The following is an 18,076-nucleotide window of genomic DNA, read 5'->3' as shown; positions in this document are numbered from 1 at the left end:
ATCTTCAGTATAATCTTAGGTATACTTTCATCAAGTATATATCCACAGATTCTTTCTAATGTTAAATGAATTTAAATCCCAGTTAAGAGGCCATCTAAAAATTAATCAAATTGTTGAAAATGAGCTACTTCGTTACGCATATTCTACAGATGCTAGTTTATACAGAATGGTACCTAAATTAGTGCTTATTGTAAAAAAAGAGCAAGAAGTAATACAGATCATTAAATTAGCTAATCAGTATAATATTAAACTAACGTTCAGAGCGGCTGGAACTAGTCTCTCTGGTCAAGCAGTTACAGATGAAGTGCTTGTGGTTTTAGCATCGGATGCATGGTTGGATTATCAAATTATTGATGATGGTCAAAAGATGAAGCTTGAGCCGAGCATAATAGGAGAAAATGCTAACAAATATCTTAAAATATATAATCGTAAAATTGGTCCTGATCCTGGTTCAATTAATAGTGCTAAGATTGGTGGTATTATTGCAAACAATGCTAGTGGGATGTGTTGTGGCACAGCCAAAAATTCTTATGCAACTTTAGATTCAATACGGATTGTGTTTTCAGATGGTCAGATATTAGATACATCTGACTCTAATAGTATTAAAAACTTTAAAGATAATAATCAAGATATTATAAGTTCAATATTATCAATTCATAATCAAATCAAAAATGATGTAGAGCTTGTTGATTTTCTTAAAAAGAAATTCTCAATAAAAAATACTAGTGGCTATAGTTTAAATGCTTTTCTAGATTTTGATGATCCCATAAAAATCATAGAAAGATTGATTATTGGCTCAGAAGGTACTCTTGGTTTTGTGAGTAATGTAACATTAAATACAGTGGCAGATCATAAATTTAAAGCCTTGAACTTAATATATGGAAGTCTTGATGAACTAGTAAAACTTACTACACAATTAGAGCCTTATGCTCCATCATCTGTTGAGTTACTTGATAACTTATCATTAAAGTCAGTAGCAGATGTGGCAGAATTACAACCCTTTTTGATAAATTTTGAAAATACTGATACTGCTGCAATTATGGTTGAAGTATCTGAGGATAGTCAAGGTAGTTTAGATAGCAAGCTTGATATAGTAAATCAAAGTATTGAGCGGGCAAATATAGTTCATCAAGTAGGTTTTAGGCAAGATGAAAGAGATATTCAAACTATGTGGAAGGCACGGAAAGGTATTTTGCCTACAATCGCTGGACAAAGACCAAATGGTAGTACTGTATTGATTGAGGATATCGCAGTAAAAATATCTGACTTACCTAGTTTAATAACAGATGTAAAAGAATTATTCATCAAATATAACTATACTAATGCAGCAATTTTTGGTCATGTTTTAGCAGGCAATATTCATTTTGTCCTTACTCCAGATTTTAATGATGAAAGGCAGTTAATTGAGTATGATCAATTTATGCAAGATATTACTTCATTAGTCGCAGAAAAATATAATGGGTCACTAAAGGCAGAACATGGCAGTGGTCGAAATATTTCACCATTTGCGATAGTGGAATGGGGTGATAAATGTTTAAATATTATGTGGCGTATTAAAAAACTTTTTGATCCCAAAAATATTCTTAATCCAGATGTTAAACTTACGAAGGATAAGAATTTACACATTAAGAATCTTAAAGAGCTAAATAGTGTTGATGAAAAAATAGATAAATGCATGGAGTGTGGTTTTTGTGAGCCAGTTTGTCCATCAAGAAATTTGAGTTTAACTCCAAGACAAAGAAATACTGTTGCGCGTAAAATGCAAACGCTAGGTAATGAGCAAAAACAACAATGGCTCAAAGATTATGATTATTATGGTATACAAACATGTGCTACAACAAGTCTCTGTAAGACACGATGTCCTGTTGACATTGATACTGGTGATTTTATTCTTAGTCAGAAAAAACTACAAAACAAGCTAGTTAATCATGACAAAGAAATAAATAAAGCAAAACAAAAAGTTAGGTTAGGAAATTTAGCAGCCAATCTAGTTGGAAAGAAAAATCTCCAGAATATGACTAAGTTATTACATAATAATTTTAAATCTATTCCCGTATATCTAGAAACTATGCCAAAAGTTCAATCAGCAAGCTTTATCAACTCTTCGAAAGAGAATACCAAACCAAAAGTATTACTATTGCCTGCTTGTCCAAATAGAATTTTTGCAAGTAATAAAAAATATGCAAAGTATCCGAGCCAATTAATATTAGAAAAACTAGGTTTTGAAGTTAATTACCCGCATAAAACAAGTAGTCAGTGCTGTGGTCAGATGTATCATTCACAAGCAAATTTTATTCAGCAACATGTATCTCAGGACTTATTGAAGCAAAGTATAGATTATACTCAATATGATTATGTTGTGACTGATAATAGCTCTTGTGCTAATTTTGCTAAAGATCAAAATTTAAATATTATAAATATCAACAGTCTAATCATAGATAAGCTAGATGCTATTAATTTAAATAAAAAGTTTAGTAAAATAGCTTTGCATATTGATTGCTCTACACGTAAGCAGAATATTGATAATAAATATCTAAAAGCACTAAAAAAATGTAGTACTTCTGTAATTGTTCCTGAGCAAATCTACTGCTGTGGATTTGCCGGAGATAAAGGCTTTACAACTCCTGAGTTAAATGCTACGAGTTTAGAGTCTCTTAAACCACAAGTCAGTGATTGTGAAATCGGTGTTAGTTTTAACCGTAGTTGTCAGATAGGTCTGTCATATCATGGACATTTAGAGTATATATCTTTTACAGAGTTATTATTAGAATGTTTAGATTAGAGAGTTTATTTAAGTTGATTAAAGATGTCTTGAGAGACTCTATCAACAGCTTGGTCGCCATCTATTTTTATGTATTTTGGCGTTTTTGTATTTGCAGATGAGAAGTTTCTATAAAAATCGATTAACTTAGAGGTTTGAGCATGGTATACAGAAAGTCTTTCTCTAACTGTGTCTTCATTGTCATCTGTACGAGTTATTAAATCCTCTCCAGTAATGTCATCTTTGCCCTCAACTTTGGGAGGGTTAAATTTAGTGTGATATGTTCTACCAGATGCAGGATGAACTCTTCTGCCTGTTATTCTTTCGATTAGAAGATTATCTTTGACATCTACTTCAACAATATAATCGATATTTACACCTAACTTGTCTAGCTCTTCAGCTTGAATTATTGTTCTAGGTACACCATCTAACAAAAATCCATTTTTGCAATCATCTTTAGATATTCTATCTTTGACGATTTTGATAATAAATTCATCCGAGACTAGTTGCCCAGCATCAAGTACTTTTTTTAACTCTTTACCTATTTCACTACCTGATTTGATAGTTTCTCTTATCATATCTCCAGTAGATATGTGAGCAATATTATATTTATCTTCGATTATCTTTGCTTGAGTTCCTTTACCAGCTCCTGGAGCACCTAAAAGTATTATACGCATAGTTAATTTAGCCTTAACGTTTTAAAACTATAGTTTACTTAATGTGGTTTTAATTATAAAATAAACAAACTTATATATCTAGAAATAGAGTATCTAATTTTAGGCTATAGTTTTTATAAGAAATTTTATGATATCGTTACTACTTGAAAAAAGACGCAAAAAAGCACAAAAGACAGTTTTAGGTATTGAATATGATAGATATTCATTAGCTAGCGTGAAGCTCGATAAAAAAGGAGATAGTTACACATTAGTAAGTTGTAATAGTCACGTATTTGCTCCAGAAGCTTATTTTGAAGGTGAATTAACGAATGAGTATGTTGGTAACGTTGTTGCAGAAATCATAAAGGAAAATAAGTTAGGTCGCTTTGTTAAACTAGGATTTACTAGTTATAATGAAATTGATGTCACTAAAGAAGAAATTACTTGTGATAAAAGAGCATTGGAAATTATCAAAAAAGAGGGTGTATTCTTTTATATAAATGAGTATTTCTTGAAGAAACGTTTTCCAGATACGTATACAGACATGGCGTATGACTATTACGATGAATCAGAAAGTAATGGTACTTTGATCATATACTATATTTCAGATATTGAAAAAATTAAAAGATTATATAGTATCGCAAGTAAAGTAAGACGGGCCTTATCTGTATGTACTTTAGATAAACTTGCAATTAGTAGTTTTGTTTCAGAGCTTTTTATCGGTGAGATATCTCAATATTCGAGTGATAGTGTTTTTTTAGGGTTATATTCAGATAAGTTGTCTATTTATAGTTTTTCTCCTCAAGGCGAGCTAAAAAGTTATGAATCTGTAAAGATTTTTGATGATAATATTAGTGATGTAGCATATGTGGATGAAGTTATTCAGTTGTTGTTAAGATTTATGGATTTTATGTCCTTAGATCTTGGTGAAAATAGCTTTGATAGTTTTGATGAAATCCAAGATAATAATGTTTATGTATATGGTATTAAGCAAAATTTTGAGAGCATTTTTGAATCGATAAAGGATTTGTCACAAAAGAATTGTAAGATACTTGATCCATTCATAAATATAGATTATCAAAAGTTTGGGGATATAGAGCAACCATATAGGTATGTTTTACCAATAGCAATTGCTATGAAGGAGGCTCTATAAGTAATGAAGGATCTTAATTTTGTACGTGGTCGTTGGCGCCAGAAACAGCTTACTTATATAGGCATAGATCTTGGTTTTATGATATTAGTGGCCTTTATATCTATGTTTATTCTCTCTATAGTGTTCTCATGGTCTAGTGATGAAGATATTAAAGTAGAGAGATATATCCAAACTCAAATTACTAAACTAAACAAAAATGTAGCTGAATATCCAACTGTCAAAAGTCAAAGAGATAAACTATTGGATGTATCTTCAGATTTAGCTAATATCAAAGCTAGTCAATATTACATACTACTTGGTTTAGAAAAAATTTCTAGAGCAATAACTGATCAGTTATATATTACAAACATAAATTATGTTGCAAATACAGATATTCTTGTTATTACAGGTGAAGTGAGAGATTTGAAATTACTTTCAATTTTTATGAAAAACTTAGAAATTGAGTTTAGAGTTAAAAAAGTTGAGCTTAAGAATTTAGGATCTGAGAAAAATGGGCAAAGGAGTTTTTCTTTAGAGTTTAAATTTGGTGAAGGTAATGCGTTTAAGGGAGAGAGTGTGAAATGGTAGATAAAATAAGAAGATTCCTTTTATCTAACAAGTACGCTGTAATAGTTATAGATACTCCATTAAAAATTAAGTTACCAGTATTAATAATTACTTTTGTATTATTTGTATTTATTTTCTATGGTATTTTGGTTAGTCCTGTGATTTCACAAGCGAATCAAAGAGAAAGTCACATAAACTCAATGGAGTCTCAAATACCAAGACTTATTAAGAAAGAAAAAGATTTAGAAGCTCTTAAAGAACAAGTGAAGGTATTAGAAAAGCATAATATTGAGGAAAGATTTAGTATTCCTGAACGTCATTCTGTACCTATTTTCTTATCTGCGCTAAATGAAGCTATTCGTAGTTCTGGTATTACAATTATTGATTTATCACCAGCAGGTGTGGAAAAAAATAAATATTTAGACTTATATGCGCTAGATTTTAAAGCTAAATTAGTTGGTGATTTTACTCAGTTGATTAAATTGTTCGTAGCTTTGATAGATATGAAAGATATCGCCGTTATCACTAATATAAACATTAAAAAAGAGTCTGATTCTAAAATAGTTACTGAGCTAAATTTGCAGACCTATTCACGTCAAGGAGTAGGAGCGTAATTTAAATGAGTAAATATCAAAGATTAAAATTGTTATGTCTAATATTATTGATAACTGGTTATAGTAATTGTTATGCTTCTTATCAAACTAGAATATATCAGGTTAATCAACTTATTCAGAATAGTACTAAGACTACAAAAAGTACAGAAAAGCTTGATATTCCTGAATATAAAGGAGATACATTAACTTTTGAGAGATTATCAAAAATACGTAATATTTTTAATATAGATCATATGCTACCTTTTGAAAAAAGAGTACCTATCAAAGGGGTTAAACAAACACAAGAAGTTGTTAAACTTAAGCCAATAGTTATTCCAGAAGAACTTAACGAAGTTATGAGTAATAAACCTACAAGTTTACAACAGTATCCATTAAATTCTTTTAAGTTTAAAGGAACAGTTTCTCAAAATAATCAAAAATGGGGTGTAGTTGAAAACTCAATGGAGAATAAGCCAATATATATAAAAGAAGGTGAACTCATTGGACAAAATTATGGGAAAGTCGAAAATATTACCAAAGAAGGTATTGTAGTCGATGAATGGAAAAAAAATGATCAAAAGAGAGTTTGGCAAAAAACTCCAGTTACTATACATTAGGGTGAATTAATGTTTTTTAGAAATAATAAATTATTAACTGTTTTGACTCTATTGGGAGGATTGCTAGGTTGTGAAGCCTCATTTGCAGACTCACAAAATAGCAGTCAAACACCAGCAAATCAGCTTCAAGAGGCTAAGCCGCCGGAAACGAAGATAGTTGGAAGAGATGAAAGTAAAACCACTAATTATAGCAAACATATTAAAGATCTAGAGTTTCATCGAAGTTTGAATGGTAGTGCTGTTTTTGATGTTGCTTTTGAAGAAAATATTAGCAATTTCGCTGGATATAAAACAAAAGTATCTCAAGATGGCTATACTCTTACTATAACTTTTGATGATACAACAATATCTGATAAATGGGTAAGTAATATTGATACTAAAGTATTTAATACGATAGTAGATTCAATAAAAATTCTTAAAGACAATGATAATGTCATTTTTGTGATACATTCTTTAGATAGAATTGCTTTAAGTGATTTTAAAGAGGGTAATACTTTTAAGTTTAAAATTGATAGACGTAATAGCCGTGTTGAAGGCTTTAACGTTAATGAGCCTATAACAATATCTTTTAAAGATACGCCTGTACAGACAGTTCTTCAAGTCCTATCAGAATTTGCAGGATTAAATTTAGTTGTTAGTAGTAGTGTACGTGGAAACGTGTCTATTGATCTTAAAAATGTTCCATGGAATGAGGTGATGAATATCGTTCTTGTTAGTAAGGGACTAGCTACCAAAAAAATGAGTAGTATCCTTTATGTTGCGACAGCTGCTGAAATCGCAGCACAAGAACAACTCGAGCTACAAACAAAAAGATCATTAGAAAATAACGCGACGTTAGTGACAGAGTTTATTCCTCTAAACTATACTACAGCACAAGCAGCTCAGACAGTTATTACTTCTATGGCAAAACAAAATGGTGGAATTATGTCGCCACGAGGTAGTATAACATCGGATGCACGTACAAATACGCTTATCGTAACCGATACAGAGGAAAAAATTCCACTTATCAGGAATGTCATAAATGAAATTGACATACCTAATGATCAAGTACTTATAGAGGCAAGAATTGTTGAAGTTTCTAGAACAAGTGGTTTAGAGCTAGGTTTTAATTACAATGTCAATTATGATCCATATGTTAACTTAGGACTTAATACATATGCCAATCAAGCTCCTCAACCTGGTCAGCAAGATAATGTTGTTGCTAGTACTGCAAGACTTGCCTATACTCTGGCAGGGGGGCTTCAGTTAGAAATGGAGATAAGAGCTCTTGAGAATGAATCATTAGCTAACCTAGTATCATCACCGCATTTGGTTGTTTCTAATAATGAAACAGCATTTATTAAAGATGGTAAAGATGTACCATATCAACAAGCAACTGCTTCAGGTGCTGCATCTGTAGCATTCCAAGAGGCAGTGCTAGAGCTTCAAGTTACTCCTCAAATTGCACCAGATGGTAATATTGTGATGGAAGTACTTGTAACAAAAAATAGTGTTGGCGCATCTTCAGGTAAAACCTCAACGGGTGAAGACTTACCTCCTATAATCAATAAACGAGAAGTAACAACCAAAGTAATGGTTAAAGATAGTGAAACTGTAGTGATTGGTGGGATTTATACTAAAGAGCAAGCAGAAACGCGTAATAAAATACCTTTTTTAGGTGATATACCTTATTTAGGTTATTTATTTAGTTATACCAAAATAGAAGATAGGGATGCAGAGCTTTTGATTTTTATAACACCTAAGATTATTGAGTCGAAGGTCCAAAAATGATAGCAGATAATAGTTGCAATAATATTAATATTTAGGTATCTTATAGCCTATAATTTTTTATGTATAAGGGGTGATTAGTAACAAACTATCACGGTGTGTAATCAACTTATAATTTTGAGTCAAAAATGATAAGAACAAAAAATATTTTCTTAATTGGTCCAGTTGGTGCTGGAAAATCTACTATTGGTAAGCAATTAGCTAAACAGTTAAAATTAGAGTTTATAGATTCTGATGATACAATAGAAAAAAAGTGTGGTGTTGATATTAATTGGATCTTTGATCTAGAGGGTGAAGAAGGCTTCAGGAAGCGTGAGCGAGATGTTATTGCTGAAATTTTGGCAGAAAAGCAAAACATAGTTCTAGCTACTGGTGGTGGTGCTATACTTGATCCAGATACAAGATCATTGTTATCTTCACGTGGTAAAGTTGTTTATCTTGAAGCAACTATTGAGCAACAACTTGAGAGAACGGCAAAAGATACAAAGAGACCTCTTTTAAGAGTTGATGATAAAAAACCTGTCTTAGAGCAATTAATGGCTGAGAGAGAGCCTTTATATAGAAGTATTGCTGATGTTGTGGTTGAAACAAATGGAGCAACAGTAAAAAATATAGTTAACAAAATATCTACATTCTTAGTTGAAGAAACAATACTGTGATTAGTGAAATATCAGTAAATCCTACGGCTAGTGAAAGTTATAATATTATAATTGATTCTTCACTAGATCTTTCTCATATTATTTCTCATATTGAAAATAAACAAGTCTTAGTTGTCACGAATACTACAGTAGCTGGTTTATATCTTGATAGTTTTTTAGATTCAATGCCTAATGAATTAGATATTAAGACATGTGCACTTGAAGATGGTGAGCAATATAAATCTCAAACAAGCTTAGATAAAATATTATCATCTTTGCTAGAAAATCAATATACTCGAAATTCAACTGTTTTAGTGGCACTAGGCGGTGGTGTTATTGGTGATATTACAGGTTTTGCTGCTGCGATATATCAGCGAGGAGTAGACTTTATCCAAGTTCCTACTACACTATTATCACAGGTAGACTCTTCTGTTGGTGGTAAGACAGCAATAAACCATCCTTTAGGTAAAAACATGATAGGAGCTTTTTATCAGCCAAAACTTGTTTATACATCTGTACAATTTTATCAAACTTTACCTCAACGAGAATATATATCTGGTATGGCTGAAGTTGTTAAATATGCTTTTATCTCAAAAGATTTTTATCATTGGCTTGATTTAAATAGAGATAAAATTTTAGCTAAAGATGCTTCTACTTTGATAGAAATGGTCAAAAGAAGTTGTCAAATTAAGGCTCAAGTTGTAGCGGAAGATGAAAAGGAAACTACAGGCGCTAGAGCAATCCTTAATTTCGGACATACATTTGGTCATGCTATTGAGAAATGTCAAAAATATCTAGGTTTAAAACATGGAGAAGCAGTAGGTGTTGGAATGGCTCAGGCTATAGATTTTTCTTGCTACCTAGATATAATTTCACAGCAACAAGCAAAAGATTTTAAAAAATTTATAGTTAGCTTTGATATTGCTATTGATTTCCCTAGAGATATTTGTCAAAAAGAGTTTTTAGATGCAATGCTTTTGGATAAGAAAAATAGTAATAAAGAGTTAAAATTTATTCTTATAAAAGATATCGGAAACTTGGCTTTACAGAAGCAGTCTAAAAAAGATTTAGAATTATTCTTGAAAGTTTCTAATAGAAAATAATTGATTATATTGATATTCTATTTGTATTAGTGATTTATATAAGATTCATAAAATATGAAAAATAAAATTTTAGTGGTATGGACATTGTTATTTTCATTGTCGGGAGTTTCTTTTGCAAGCTATACTGTTTTAGATGATAAAGGTAAAGCTATAACTAATTGTGCTGATTTAGAAATAGAGAAAGATAATCAAAATAGATTTTCTAGAGCTGTTTTTTCAAAATGCAATAATAGAGAAGTATTCTCTTATACTGGGAATTTTAGATATCAAGAAAGATAAATATTATAATTTTAAAGGCTAATACAAATAAAATAGCTTTCTGAGATATTTCAAATTTATTAGTCTAGTTAATTTTTGTTATCTATCAAACTTCTAGTAGCTTTTTTTAACTCATTTCTGTAGTAATCAAGATTTTTTGAAGACTCAACTTTTAGATCTTTGATTTGTTGAGTGAGAAATGCAATTTGGCTCTCTAGGCTTTCTTTCAAGTCAGATATACGTTGCTTAGATTGTTCCTGAATAAGATCACAGTATGATTTAGCATCTTTAGCTAATCTTTCTGCTGTCTCACGGCGAATACTCTCTTTTACTAATGCAGAGTATAGTTTTTTGATTTTGATTTCATCATCAGATTCATTAAGTAGAGTCGACCACTCATCTGAAATATTGCTAAATAAATCTAGTTCATCGATATCTTGAAGTATTTTTGTAACATTTTGACTGATAGCCATTAAATTTAAATCCTTTTAGTATTTTTTAGTTTGAATAAACTTATTTTAGATAGGTAATAAATAGTTATGAATAAACCTAAAATTATAGAGCAAATAATACCGGATTGTTTAGCTAAATAAAAGAGTATTTTTTGAAATAATTCCTTTAACGATATTGGTTGTCTTAAGTGTATAGTATAAACTAGTGTAATCCTTATATTTAATAAGCTTGACTATTTATGATAATAAAAAATGATGATCTTATATTCAGCTCAGTAGAAAAAATAAAATACTCTGCACGTAGAGGTATGCTAGAGCTTGATATAATATTAGCCCCATATTTAAATAATTGTTATATGCAAGAAGATCTTGCCGGTAAAAAATTGTTTGTCGAGTTTTTGACTAGCGAAGATAATGACATGTTTGACTGGTTGTTTAAAGGAGTTACTCCACCAGATAGATATAGAGAGCTTATTAACAAAATTATTCTAGAAAAGAAAAAATTTAACAAAAATAGATTAAAGTAAGTATAAAAGGAAGCAATATGAATAACTTATTAAACCATTCAGGTGAGTATCCTATTTCAAATGAAATAATGAATATCTCTAAATATTGGCTTATAGAAGAAAAAGAGGCTGTAACTAAACTTGTAGATAAAGCTCATATGTCTAGTGTGCAAAAAGCACAAGTAAGAGAAAGAGCATATGGTTTAGTAGAAAAAGTTAGAAAAAATAGGCTAAAGAAATCTGGTATTGATGCTTTTATGATTGAGTATGACTTATCTTCTGAAGAGGGTATCGTACTAATGTGTTTAGCTGAGGCGTTATTAAGAGTACCTGATAAATACACCATTGATCTACTTATCAAAGATAAATTAACTAGTGCGGCATGGAAAAATCATGTTGGTAGAGAAAAACATTTGTTTGTCAATGCTGCCACATGGAGTTTGATGTTAACTGGTAAAATTTTGAAGAAGCCTCATGGAGCATATAGAAAGGTTTTTCAAAACTTGCTAAAAAAATCAAGTGAACCAGTAATTCGTCAAGCTATGAAGCAGGCTATGAAAATAGTTGGTAAGCAATATGTACTTGGTGAAACTATTGAAGAAGCATTAAAAGTATCAGAAACTAAAGTTGCTAGAGGATATAGTTATTCTTATGATATGCTAGGCGAAGCTGCAATGACTATGGCTGATGCTGATTATTACTATGGTCAGTATTTGCATGCTATAAATGAGCTAGCTAAATATGCAACAAATAAAGAGATTAAAAAGAATCCGGGTATATCTATCAAGCTATCTGCTTTACATCCGCGTTATGAAGTTGCAAAGCATCAAAGAGTTCATGAAGAATTATATCCAAAGTTACTTAAACTTACTCAGTTAGCTAAAGAATATAATGTAGGAATGAATATTGATGCTGAAGAAACTGAGAGATTGCAAATATCACTAGAATTGGTAGAGAGATTGGCTCATGAGCCATCTTTAGATGGATTTGATGGGATTGGTATAGTTGTTCAGGCTTACCAGAAAAGAGCTCCTTATGTATTAGATTACCTAGCTAATCTTGCTAGGAAAACTAATCGAAGATTTATGATTCGTCTTGTAAAAGGTGCATATTGGGATGCTGAGATTAAACATGCACAAGAGCAAGGTTTAGCAGGTTACCCAGTATTTACACGTAAATATCATACAGATGTTTCTTACCAAGCATGTGTGAAGCAACTTTTTGAACATCATCAATATATTTATCCGCAGTTTGCCACTCATAATGCCCAAACTGTAGCTGTAGTGATGGAGTTGGCTAATGGCAATAAAGATTTTGAGTTTCAATGTCTACATGGTATGGGTGATCCTTTATATGACAATATAGTTGGTAAAGAAGGTTATGAAGATATTCCTTGTAGAATATATGCTCCGGTTGGTGGACATAAGCACTTACTTGCTTATTTAGTCAGAAGATTATTAGAAAATGGTGCCAATAGCTCATTTGTAAATAGAATCGTTGATGAAAATTTACCTATTGAAGAGCTAATAGAGGATCCAGTTAAAAAAGCTATTGACTATGGTTGTGGTCAGCATCCTAATATACCATATCCAAAAGATATAGTAGCTCCTAGGTTAAATTCACAAGGTCATAATACTAATGACTTCGCAGTGTTAGCAGATATGTATAAAAATATTGAGAAATATACTCTTAAAAATACATATAAAGCAAAGCCAATAGTTTCTAATGTTGATATTGACAAGAGCACAGCTGAAGCTGTTATAAATCCAAATACTGGTGATACAATTGGTACTGTGATTAATGCTGATGCTAAAATGGCAAAAAGAGCGTTAAAAAATGCTCAAAGTGCATTTGAAGATTGGAATAATACTCCAGCTAGTCAAAGAGCTGATATTCTAGAAAAATTCGCAAATTTATTAGAAAAGAATACTGATGAATTTATTGCTATAGCGATGATTGAAGCTGGCAAAACTTTATCAAATGCTATTGATGAGGTTAGAGAAGCTGTAGATTTCTGTCGTTATTATGCTGCTCAGGCACGTAGAGAATTTAATGGACCGATTGAATTGCCTGCATTATCAGATCATCTAAAACAAATTGAGTTTACAGGTCGAGGAGCAATGGTATGTATTAGCCCTTGGAATTTCCCTCTAGCAATATTCTTAGGCCAGATTACAGCTGTTTTAGCTGCTGGTAATACTGTTGTAGCTAAACCTGCTGAGCAAACTCCTATTATTGCTTATAAGGCTATCAAGTTATTATTCAAAGCAGGCCTTCCTAAAGGTGTATTACAGTTTACTCCAGGAGATGGGGCAACTGTTGGTAGTGCTTTAGTTCAAAGTCCTGTGTGCAAAGGGGTTATATTTACAGGATCAACTGAAGTTGCAGGAATTATAAATCAAACATTAGCATCAAAATCTAGTGAAATAGTGCCATTTATAGCAGAAACTGGTGGTCAGAATGCTATGATAGTAGACTCTTCGTCTCTACCAGAGCAGGTTACTGGAGATGTGATACGTTCAGCTTTTGATAGCGCTGGTCAGCGCTGTTCGGCATTGCGTATATTATGCTTACAAGAGGACATCGCTGATAATTATATCAAAATGATTGTTGGTGCGATGAAAGAGCTTAAAATAAGTGATTCAAAGTATATTGATACAGACGTTGGTCCTGTAATAGATAAAGAAGCAGCTGATAACTTAAATGCATATATAGAAGAGAAGAAAAAACAATTTAAACTTGTATACCAAGCTCAACCAAATGATGATACTCAAAAAGGTACATTTGTAATGCCTACTGCATTTGAAATAGAGAAGTTATCTGACCTTGGTAGAGAACAGTTTGGTCCAATTCTTCATATTCTTAGGTTTAAAGCAAATGAACTTAGCAAACTTATAAAGGATATTAACTCTACTGGTTATGGATTGACTGCAGGTGTTCATAGTAGAATTAATGAGGTTATGAACTATGTTAAAAATAACATCAAAGCTGGTAATGTATATGTAAATAGAAATATTGTTGGTGCTGTTGTCGGTGTCCAACCTTTTGGGGGACAAGGTAAATCTGGTACTGGTCCTAAAGCAGGTGGTCCATACTATATGCATCGTTTGGCAAATGAAAAATTATCAGGTGTTGGTGCGGTAGAAGAGATTTATAATCCTGAAAAAATTGCTAATGATGAACTAGCTACAAACAAACTGATAAAAGATAAATATAGTATCACTAATATTGTAGCTGGTGAGAAAGCTAAGAAGGATAAATTTGTAGATCTAAAATCTGCTGATGGTAAGAATATTGGTAAAAAATATGTTGCCTCTGTAAGTACCGTCGATAAAGCTATAGAAGTAGCTTATGCAGAAGCAGATGCTTGGAATCATATAAATGCTGAAGATAGAGCTTTAATTGTTGAAAAATTCTTAGATTTATTAGAAAAAGAGCGTCATCTAATAGCATCATGTTTGGTTACTGAATCAAATGTATCTGTAGAAAATGCTCATATTCAGATTGATAAAACTATACAGCAAGTAGCATATTATTGCTTACAGGCTAAAAAGGAATTTGCACATCCTGAGTTGTTACCTGGACCTACAGGTGAAATTGATGAACTAAGCCTGAAAGGGCGTGGTGTAGTAGTTAGTATGTGCTCAAGTTGTGATTTATTAATAAGATTTGTAGGTCAAACAACTGCTGCATTATTAGCCGGTAATACTGTTGTAGCTAAACCTGCATATACAGGTAGTTTAACAGCTTATAATATTGTTAAGTTAATGCTTAAGGCGGGTGTTGATCCTAAAGTTATTAATTTAATTTTATCTGATGATGAAGAGATTACTTCAGCGCTACTGTTCAATAGTAAAGTAGCTTTAGTGACTTTTTCAGGAAGTATTTCAGCAGTTAAACAAGTTCATCAAGCTTTGGCATTACGTAGAGGAGCAATTATCCCGTTTGTTGCAGAAAGTGTTGCTAAAGATGGTAAGTGCACTAGCTTAGCAATAGAAACAGCATCACCTCTATATTTGCGCAGATTCGTTGTAGAAAAAACTGTCAGTGTCGATACTACCGCATCTGGTGGAAATGCATCTTTAATGAGTTTAGAGGAGTAAAAAATATTGTAAACTCATATTCTTGATGGTAATTTAAAACTTACCTTGTCAAATTTTTTGTCAGTCAATGATCAAAAATTATCAAAAAGTTATAGCTAAAAAATATGTCAAATATTTTTTTGTCTAGTTTTAAATTAATTATAAGGAAAGAATATGAGTGATAATGTATCTGTAAAAAAGATGTCGTTGTTTAGTGCTGTATTGATCGGTACTACTTGTATGGTCGGTTCAGGCTGGCTATTTAGTGCTCAGCTTACAGCTAAAAATGCTGGTAACTGGGCTTTTTTGGCTTGGATTTTAGCAGCATTAATTGTTGTAATGATTGCGCTATGTCTTGGTAAAGTTGTATCTTTGTATCCAGTAAGAGGAGCTACAACTAGATCGAGTGCGATATCTCATAATAGTATTTTTGCAATGCCATTTGCTTTTGCAAACTGGTTTGGTATTGTTGTAGTTATTTCATCTGAAGCATTAGCAACTACTCAGTATCTATCTGGTGTTAAGTCTATGCAATGGTTAATGAGTGATGGCGTTTTGACTACAGCTGGTATGACTTTCGCATTAGCTGTATTATTTATATATTTAGTTATTAATTTTTATGGTGTTAAATTATTAGCTAGAGTCAATAATGCTATAACAGTATTTAAAATGGCAGTACCATTTATAATCGTTATTATATTTATAGCCTATGCATTTATACATAGCTCTGATCATGTTAGTATGTTTTCCGAAGATATTCCTAACAATTCCCAGTTTGGATTTGGCTCAGCTTTGACTGCTATTGTTGCTGGTGGTTTGATCTATACCTTCAATGGATTTCAAACAGTTGTTGCTTATGCTAGTGAAGTTAAAAATCCTGGTAGAAATATTCCATTAGCAATTATTTTAGCTTTACTTATAGTTTTAGTTTTATATTTAGGTTTGCAATATGCATTTATGCAGGCAGTTCCTCATCAATATCTTTTAGAAAAAGGTGGTTGGGCAGGATTAGATTTTGATTCACCATTATTACAATTAGCGACACTATTAGGACTTGGTTATATATCATTTTTGCTTATAGTTGATAGTGTAGTTAGCCCATCTGCTACAGGATATACATATTTAGGAGCTTCTTCGAGAATGCTATATGCAATGTCATCAGAAGGACAGATGCCTAGATATTTTGCTAAAATTACTCCTGTTGTAAATATCTCACGTAGATCTCTTCTTGCGAACTTTATATTATCAGTCATATTTTTGTTTTTCTCAGATAACTGGACTGGTTTGATGTTGGTTGTGACAGGTTTTCACATTATAGGATATATGGCAGCACCTGTAAGTATGGGAGCTTTAGCGCCACGTACTAGACTATTTGGTTTGGTTGTATTTGTGGTTTTGACATTGTTACTTAATACAGTAGAGATTCAGACACAAATAAATATGAGTGCAATACTTGTAGTTTTAATAACTATATATGCAAGCCTTGAGTTTAGAAGAATTGGTATTAAAAATCTTTTAATGCTTATATTACCATTTATAATTTTTGTTTGTTTAACTACACCTATAACAAACTATTTTGCTGACGCTATTGTTGGTGCAGTATTCTATTGGTTTGTGACTGATAAGCGTTATGTAGCATTTTGTAGATCTACAGCAAATGAGAAGAATATTATTGTCGATTAATGCTTTTTAGCTATAGTCATTAAACTTTTATCTATCTATAATACATCTCTAATATTATCAATTTATTTTGAATAATGAAAAATGCAAAATGGATTTTAGTAATACTATGTTTAGGTTACTTTATAGATTTTTACGATTTGACTGTATTTAGCGTCTCTTATGTTGATTTACTAAAGCAACAATTTGGAATTTTTGATTCTACTAAAATTCAACAAACTTATTACTTGATAAATAATATTCAAATGGTTGGTATCTTAGTTGGTGCAATCCTCTTTGGTATTTTAGCCGATAAGTTTGGGCGTATTACGGTCATAAAATATAGTATTTTGCTTTATTCTTTGACTACTTTATTGTGTATATTTGTAAATAATATCTACATTTTTATGCTACTAAGATTTTTAGCATACTTGGCTCTAGCAAGTGAGTTTGCTGTATCTAGTGTTTTGATAGTAGAATTTTTTCCGCCTAGATTAGCTGCTTGGGGAATGAGTCTTTTATATATTCTTGGAGTATTAGGAGGAGTGGTCGCTACACTTTTGGGTGTTTTATCTTATAAAGTAATGTTTATTTTTGGTGGATTTGCTGGTTTGGGAATATACGCATTTCGAAGAGTATTAGAAGAGTCACCATATTTTATAGAGTTGTATAAATCTGATAAATTTAAAAATGCGGGAAGTATTAGTTTTCTTATCAGAAATTATAATAAACCGCTGATTCTTAACTTTTTAATTACGCTACCTTATTTCTTTGTGATAACTGTAATGTTTGCATTGGTGAAATTCATCGCTAATGATATGGATTTTGCAAGTTTAGTTAAGCTGTTTCTATTTGGATTTTTTGCAGGAAATATTATTAGTAGTATTCTTAGCGGAATATATAACCAATATTTTAAATCACCGAGTTTATTTTTTGTAATAAATATAGTTATATTTCTGGTGAGTATCTTTGCGTATAAATATGTATCTAGTGATTTTATATTTTTCTATGGAATACTTATTGGGCTTATTGGTGGTGGTTATAATATAATGTGGGCACAATATGCAGCCACTGAGTTTCCGACAGAAGTTCGTTCATTAGCTACTAATATGATATTTGCTTTAGGTAGGAGTAGTAGTATTTTCTTTGGGATTATTTTTGCTTATTGGATTACTAATGAAAGCACATTTAGAATGAATGTAAATATCTTAGCTGTATTAGTAGCTATTATGGTTTTACTAATAATTATGTTTTATAAAAGAGAGAAGATATTAAATAAATAGAG

Annotated in this window: 15 protein-coding genes; 13 read left to right on the top strand and 2 right to left on the bottom strand. The window is 31.5% G+C overall.

The genetic code is table 11. The annotated features are described in order from the left end of the window. Window positions 1-58 precede the first annotated feature (58 nt). Window positions 59-2,782: an FAD-binding and (Fe-S)-binding domain-containing protein gene (locus IMS64_RS05225; RefSeq protein WP_211490065.1), complete on the top strand. Its 2,724-nt coding sequence runs from the start codon at window positions 59-61 to the stop codon at window positions 2,780-2,782. 5 nt (window positions 2,783-2,787) lie between these two features. Here IMS64_RS05225 and adk read toward each other — a convergent pair whose 3' ends face one another. Continuing rightward, the gene (gene adk / locus IMS64_RS05220; RefSeq protein WP_211490064.1) at window positions 2,788-3,438 is read right to left on the bottom strand and encodes an adenylate kinase; all 651 of its coding nucleotides are present in this window, start codon (window positions 3,436-3,438) and stop codon (window positions 2,788-2,790) included. A 127-nt stretch (window positions 3,439-3,565) separates the two neighbouring features. On the opposite strand from adk, the gene IMS64_RS05215 reads away from it, so the two are divergent. The 8 genes from IMS64_RS05215 to IMS64_RS05180 all read left to right on the top strand — a co-directional run bounded on the left by IMS64_RS05215 (window position 3,566) and on the right by IMS64_RS05180 (window position 10,113). Further along, window positions 3,566-4,570: a type IV pilus biogenesis protein PilM gene (locus IMS64_RS05215; RefSeq protein ID WP_211490063.1), complete on the top strand. Its 1,005-nt coding sequence runs from the start codon at window positions 3,566-3,568 to the stop codon at window positions 4,568-4,570. Window positions 4,571-4,573: 3 nt separating this feature from the next. Beyond that, window positions 4,574-5,137 carry a PilN domain-containing protein gene (locus IMS64_RS05210; RefSeq protein WP_004287901.1) on the top strand — a complete coding sequence of 188 codons (564 nt, stop codon included), beginning with the start codon at window positions 4,574-4,576 and terminating at the stop codon, window positions 5,135-5,137. Beyond that, window positions 5,131-5,730, top strand: coding sequence for a type IV pilus inner membrane component PilO (locus IMS64_RS05205; RefSeq protein ID WP_211490062.1), 600 nt, complete (start codon window positions 5,131-5,133; stop codon window positions 5,728-5,730). The genes IMS64_RS05210 and IMS64_RS05205 overlap by 7 nt, the downstream gene beginning before the upstream one ends. 5 nt (window positions 5,731-5,735) lie before the next feature. Then, window positions 5,736-6,326: a pilus assembly protein PilP gene (locus IMS64_RS05200; RefSeq protein WP_211490061.1), complete on the top strand. Its 591-nt coding sequence runs from the start codon at window positions 5,736-5,738 to the stop codon at window positions 6,324-6,326. 9 nt (window positions 6,327-6,335) lie between these two features. After that, window positions 6,336-8,096, top strand: a complete 1,761-nt coding sequence (locus tag IMS64_RS05195) for a type IV pilus secretin PilQ (RefSeq protein ID WP_211490060.1) — start codon at window positions 6,336-6,338, stop codon at window positions 8,094-8,096. Window positions 8,097-8,221: 125 nt separating this feature from the next. Further along, window positions 8,222-8,752 (top strand): shikimate kinase AroK, encoded by a 531-nt coding sequence (aroK, locus tag IMS64_RS05190; protein ID WP_004287897.1) that lies wholly within the window; start codon window positions 8,222-8,224, stop codon window positions 8,750-8,752. Next, window positions 8,749-9,834, top strand: coding sequence for a 3-dehydroquinate synthase (gene aroB / locus IMS64_RS05185; protein ID WP_211490059.1), 1,086 nt, complete (start codon window positions 8,749-8,751; stop codon window positions 9,832-9,834). The genes aroK and aroB overlap by 4 nt, the downstream gene beginning before the upstream one ends. Window positions 9,835-9,888: 54 nt before the next feature. Then, the gene (locus tag IMS64_RS05180) at window positions 9,889-10,113 is read left to right on the top strand and encodes a hypothetical protein (protein WP_211490058.1); all 225 of its coding nucleotides are present in this window, start codon (window positions 9,889-9,891) and stop codon (window positions 10,111-10,113) included. 68 nt (window positions 10,114-10,181) lie between these two features. Here the strand turns inward: IMS64_RS05180 and IMS64_RS05175 are convergent, their stop codons facing one another. After that, window positions 10,182-10,565 (bottom strand): hypothetical protein, encoded by a 384-nt coding sequence (locus IMS64_RS05175; protein ID WP_004287894.1) that lies wholly within the window; start codon window positions 10,563-10,565, stop codon window positions 10,182-10,184. A 218-nt stretch (window positions 10,566-10,783) separates the two neighbouring features. Here IMS64_RS05175 and IMS64_RS05170 point away from each other — a divergent pair, with 218 nt between their 5' ends. The 4 genes from IMS64_RS05170 to IMS64_RS05155 all read left to right on the top strand — a co-directional run bounded on the left by IMS64_RS05170 (window position 10,784) and on the right by IMS64_RS05155 (window position 18,074). Further along, window positions 10,784-11,071 carry an FAD assembly factor SdhE gene (locus IMS64_RS05170; protein WP_004287893.1) on the top strand — a complete coding sequence of 96 codons (288 nt, stop codon included), beginning with the start codon at window positions 10,784-10,786 and terminating at the stop codon, window positions 11,069-11,071. Between the two features lie 17 nt (window positions 11,072-11,088). Further along, window positions 11,089-15,153 (top strand): bifunctional proline dehydrogenase/L-glutamate gamma-semialdehyde dehydrogenase PutA, encoded by a 4,065-nt coding sequence (gene putA, locus IMS64_RS05165; protein WP_211490057.1) that lies wholly within the window; start codon window positions 11,089-11,091, stop codon window positions 15,151-15,153. A 153-nt stretch (window positions 15,154-15,306) separates the two neighbouring features. Next, entirely contained in the window at window positions 15,307-16,815 is a 1,509-nt protein-coding gene (locus tag IMS64_RS05160) for an APC family permease (RefSeq protein WP_004287891.1), read from the top strand. A gap of 74 nt (window positions 16,816-16,889) precedes the next feature. Then, window positions 16,890-18,074 (top strand): MFS transporter, encoded by a 1,185-nt coding sequence (locus tag IMS64_RS05155; RefSeq protein ID WP_211490056.1) that lies wholly within the window; start codon window positions 16,890-16,892, stop codon window positions 18,072-18,074. Window positions 18,075-18,076: the final 2 nt, after the last annotated feature.

The sequence above is a fragment of the Francisella philomiragia genome (assembly GCF_018135955.1).
Taxonomy (GTDB): Bacteria; Pseudomonadota; Gammaproteobacteria; order Francisellales; family Francisellaceae; genus Francisella; species Francisella philomiragia.
The sequence above is the reverse complement of the archived record's forward strand: the minus strand, read 5'-3'. Positions and strand labels throughout refer to the sequence as shown.

Excerpts from the sequence above, each read along its gene's own strand:
- IMS64_RS05225 (WP_211490065.1), top strand. The coding sequence starts at position 59 with ATGTTAAATGAATTTAAATCCCAGTTAAGAGGCCATCTAAAAATTAAT.
- adk (WP_211490064.1), bottom strand. The coding sequence starts at position 3,438 with ATGCGTATAATACTTTTAGGTGCTCCAGGAGCTGGTAAAGGAACTCAA.
- IMS64_RS05215 (WP_211490063.1), top strand. The coding sequence starts at position 3,566 with ATGATATCGTTACTACTTGAAAAAAGACGCAAAAAAGCACAAAAGACA.
- IMS64_RS05210 (WP_004287901.1), top strand. The coding sequence starts at position 4,574 with ATGAAGGATCTTAATTTTGTACGTGGTCGTTGGCGCCAGAAACAGCTT.
- IMS64_RS05205 (WP_211490062.1), top strand. The coding sequence starts at position 5,131 with ATGGTAGATAAAATAAGAAGATTCCTTTTATCTAACAAGTACGCTGTA.
- IMS64_RS05200 (WP_211490061.1), top strand. The coding sequence starts at position 5,736 with ATGAGTAAATATCAAAGATTAAAATTGTTATGTCTAATATTATTGATA.
- IMS64_RS05195 (WP_211490060.1), top strand. The coding sequence starts at position 6,336 with ATGTTTTTTAGAAATAATAAATTATTAACTGTTTTGACTCTATTGGGA.
- aroK (WP_004287897.1), top strand. The coding sequence starts at position 8,222 with ATGATAAGAACAAAAAATATTTTCTTAATTGGTCCAGTTGGTGCTGGA.
- IMS64_RS05180 (WP_211490058.1), top strand. The coding sequence starts at position 9,889 with ATGAAAAATAAAATTTTAGTGGTATGGACATTGTTATTTTCATTGTCG.
- IMS64_RS05175 (WP_004287894.1), bottom strand. The coding sequence starts at position 10,565 with ATGGCTATCAGTCAAAATGTTACAAAAATACTTCAAGATATCGATGAA.
- IMS64_RS05170 (WP_004287893.1), top strand. The coding sequence starts at position 10,784 with ATGATAATAAAAAATGATGATCTTATATTCAGCTCAGTAGAAAAAATA.
- putA (WP_211490057.1), top strand. The coding sequence starts at position 11,089 with ATGAATAACTTATTAAACCATTCAGGTGAGTATCCTATTTCAAATGAA.
- IMS64_RS05160 (WP_004287891.1), top strand. The coding sequence starts at position 15,307 with ATGAGTGATAATGTATCTGTAAAAAAGATGTCGTTGTTTAGTGCTGTA.
- IMS64_RS05155 (WP_211490056.1), top strand. The coding sequence starts at position 16,890 with ATGAAAAATGCAAAATGGATTTTAGTAATACTATGTTTAGGTTACTTT.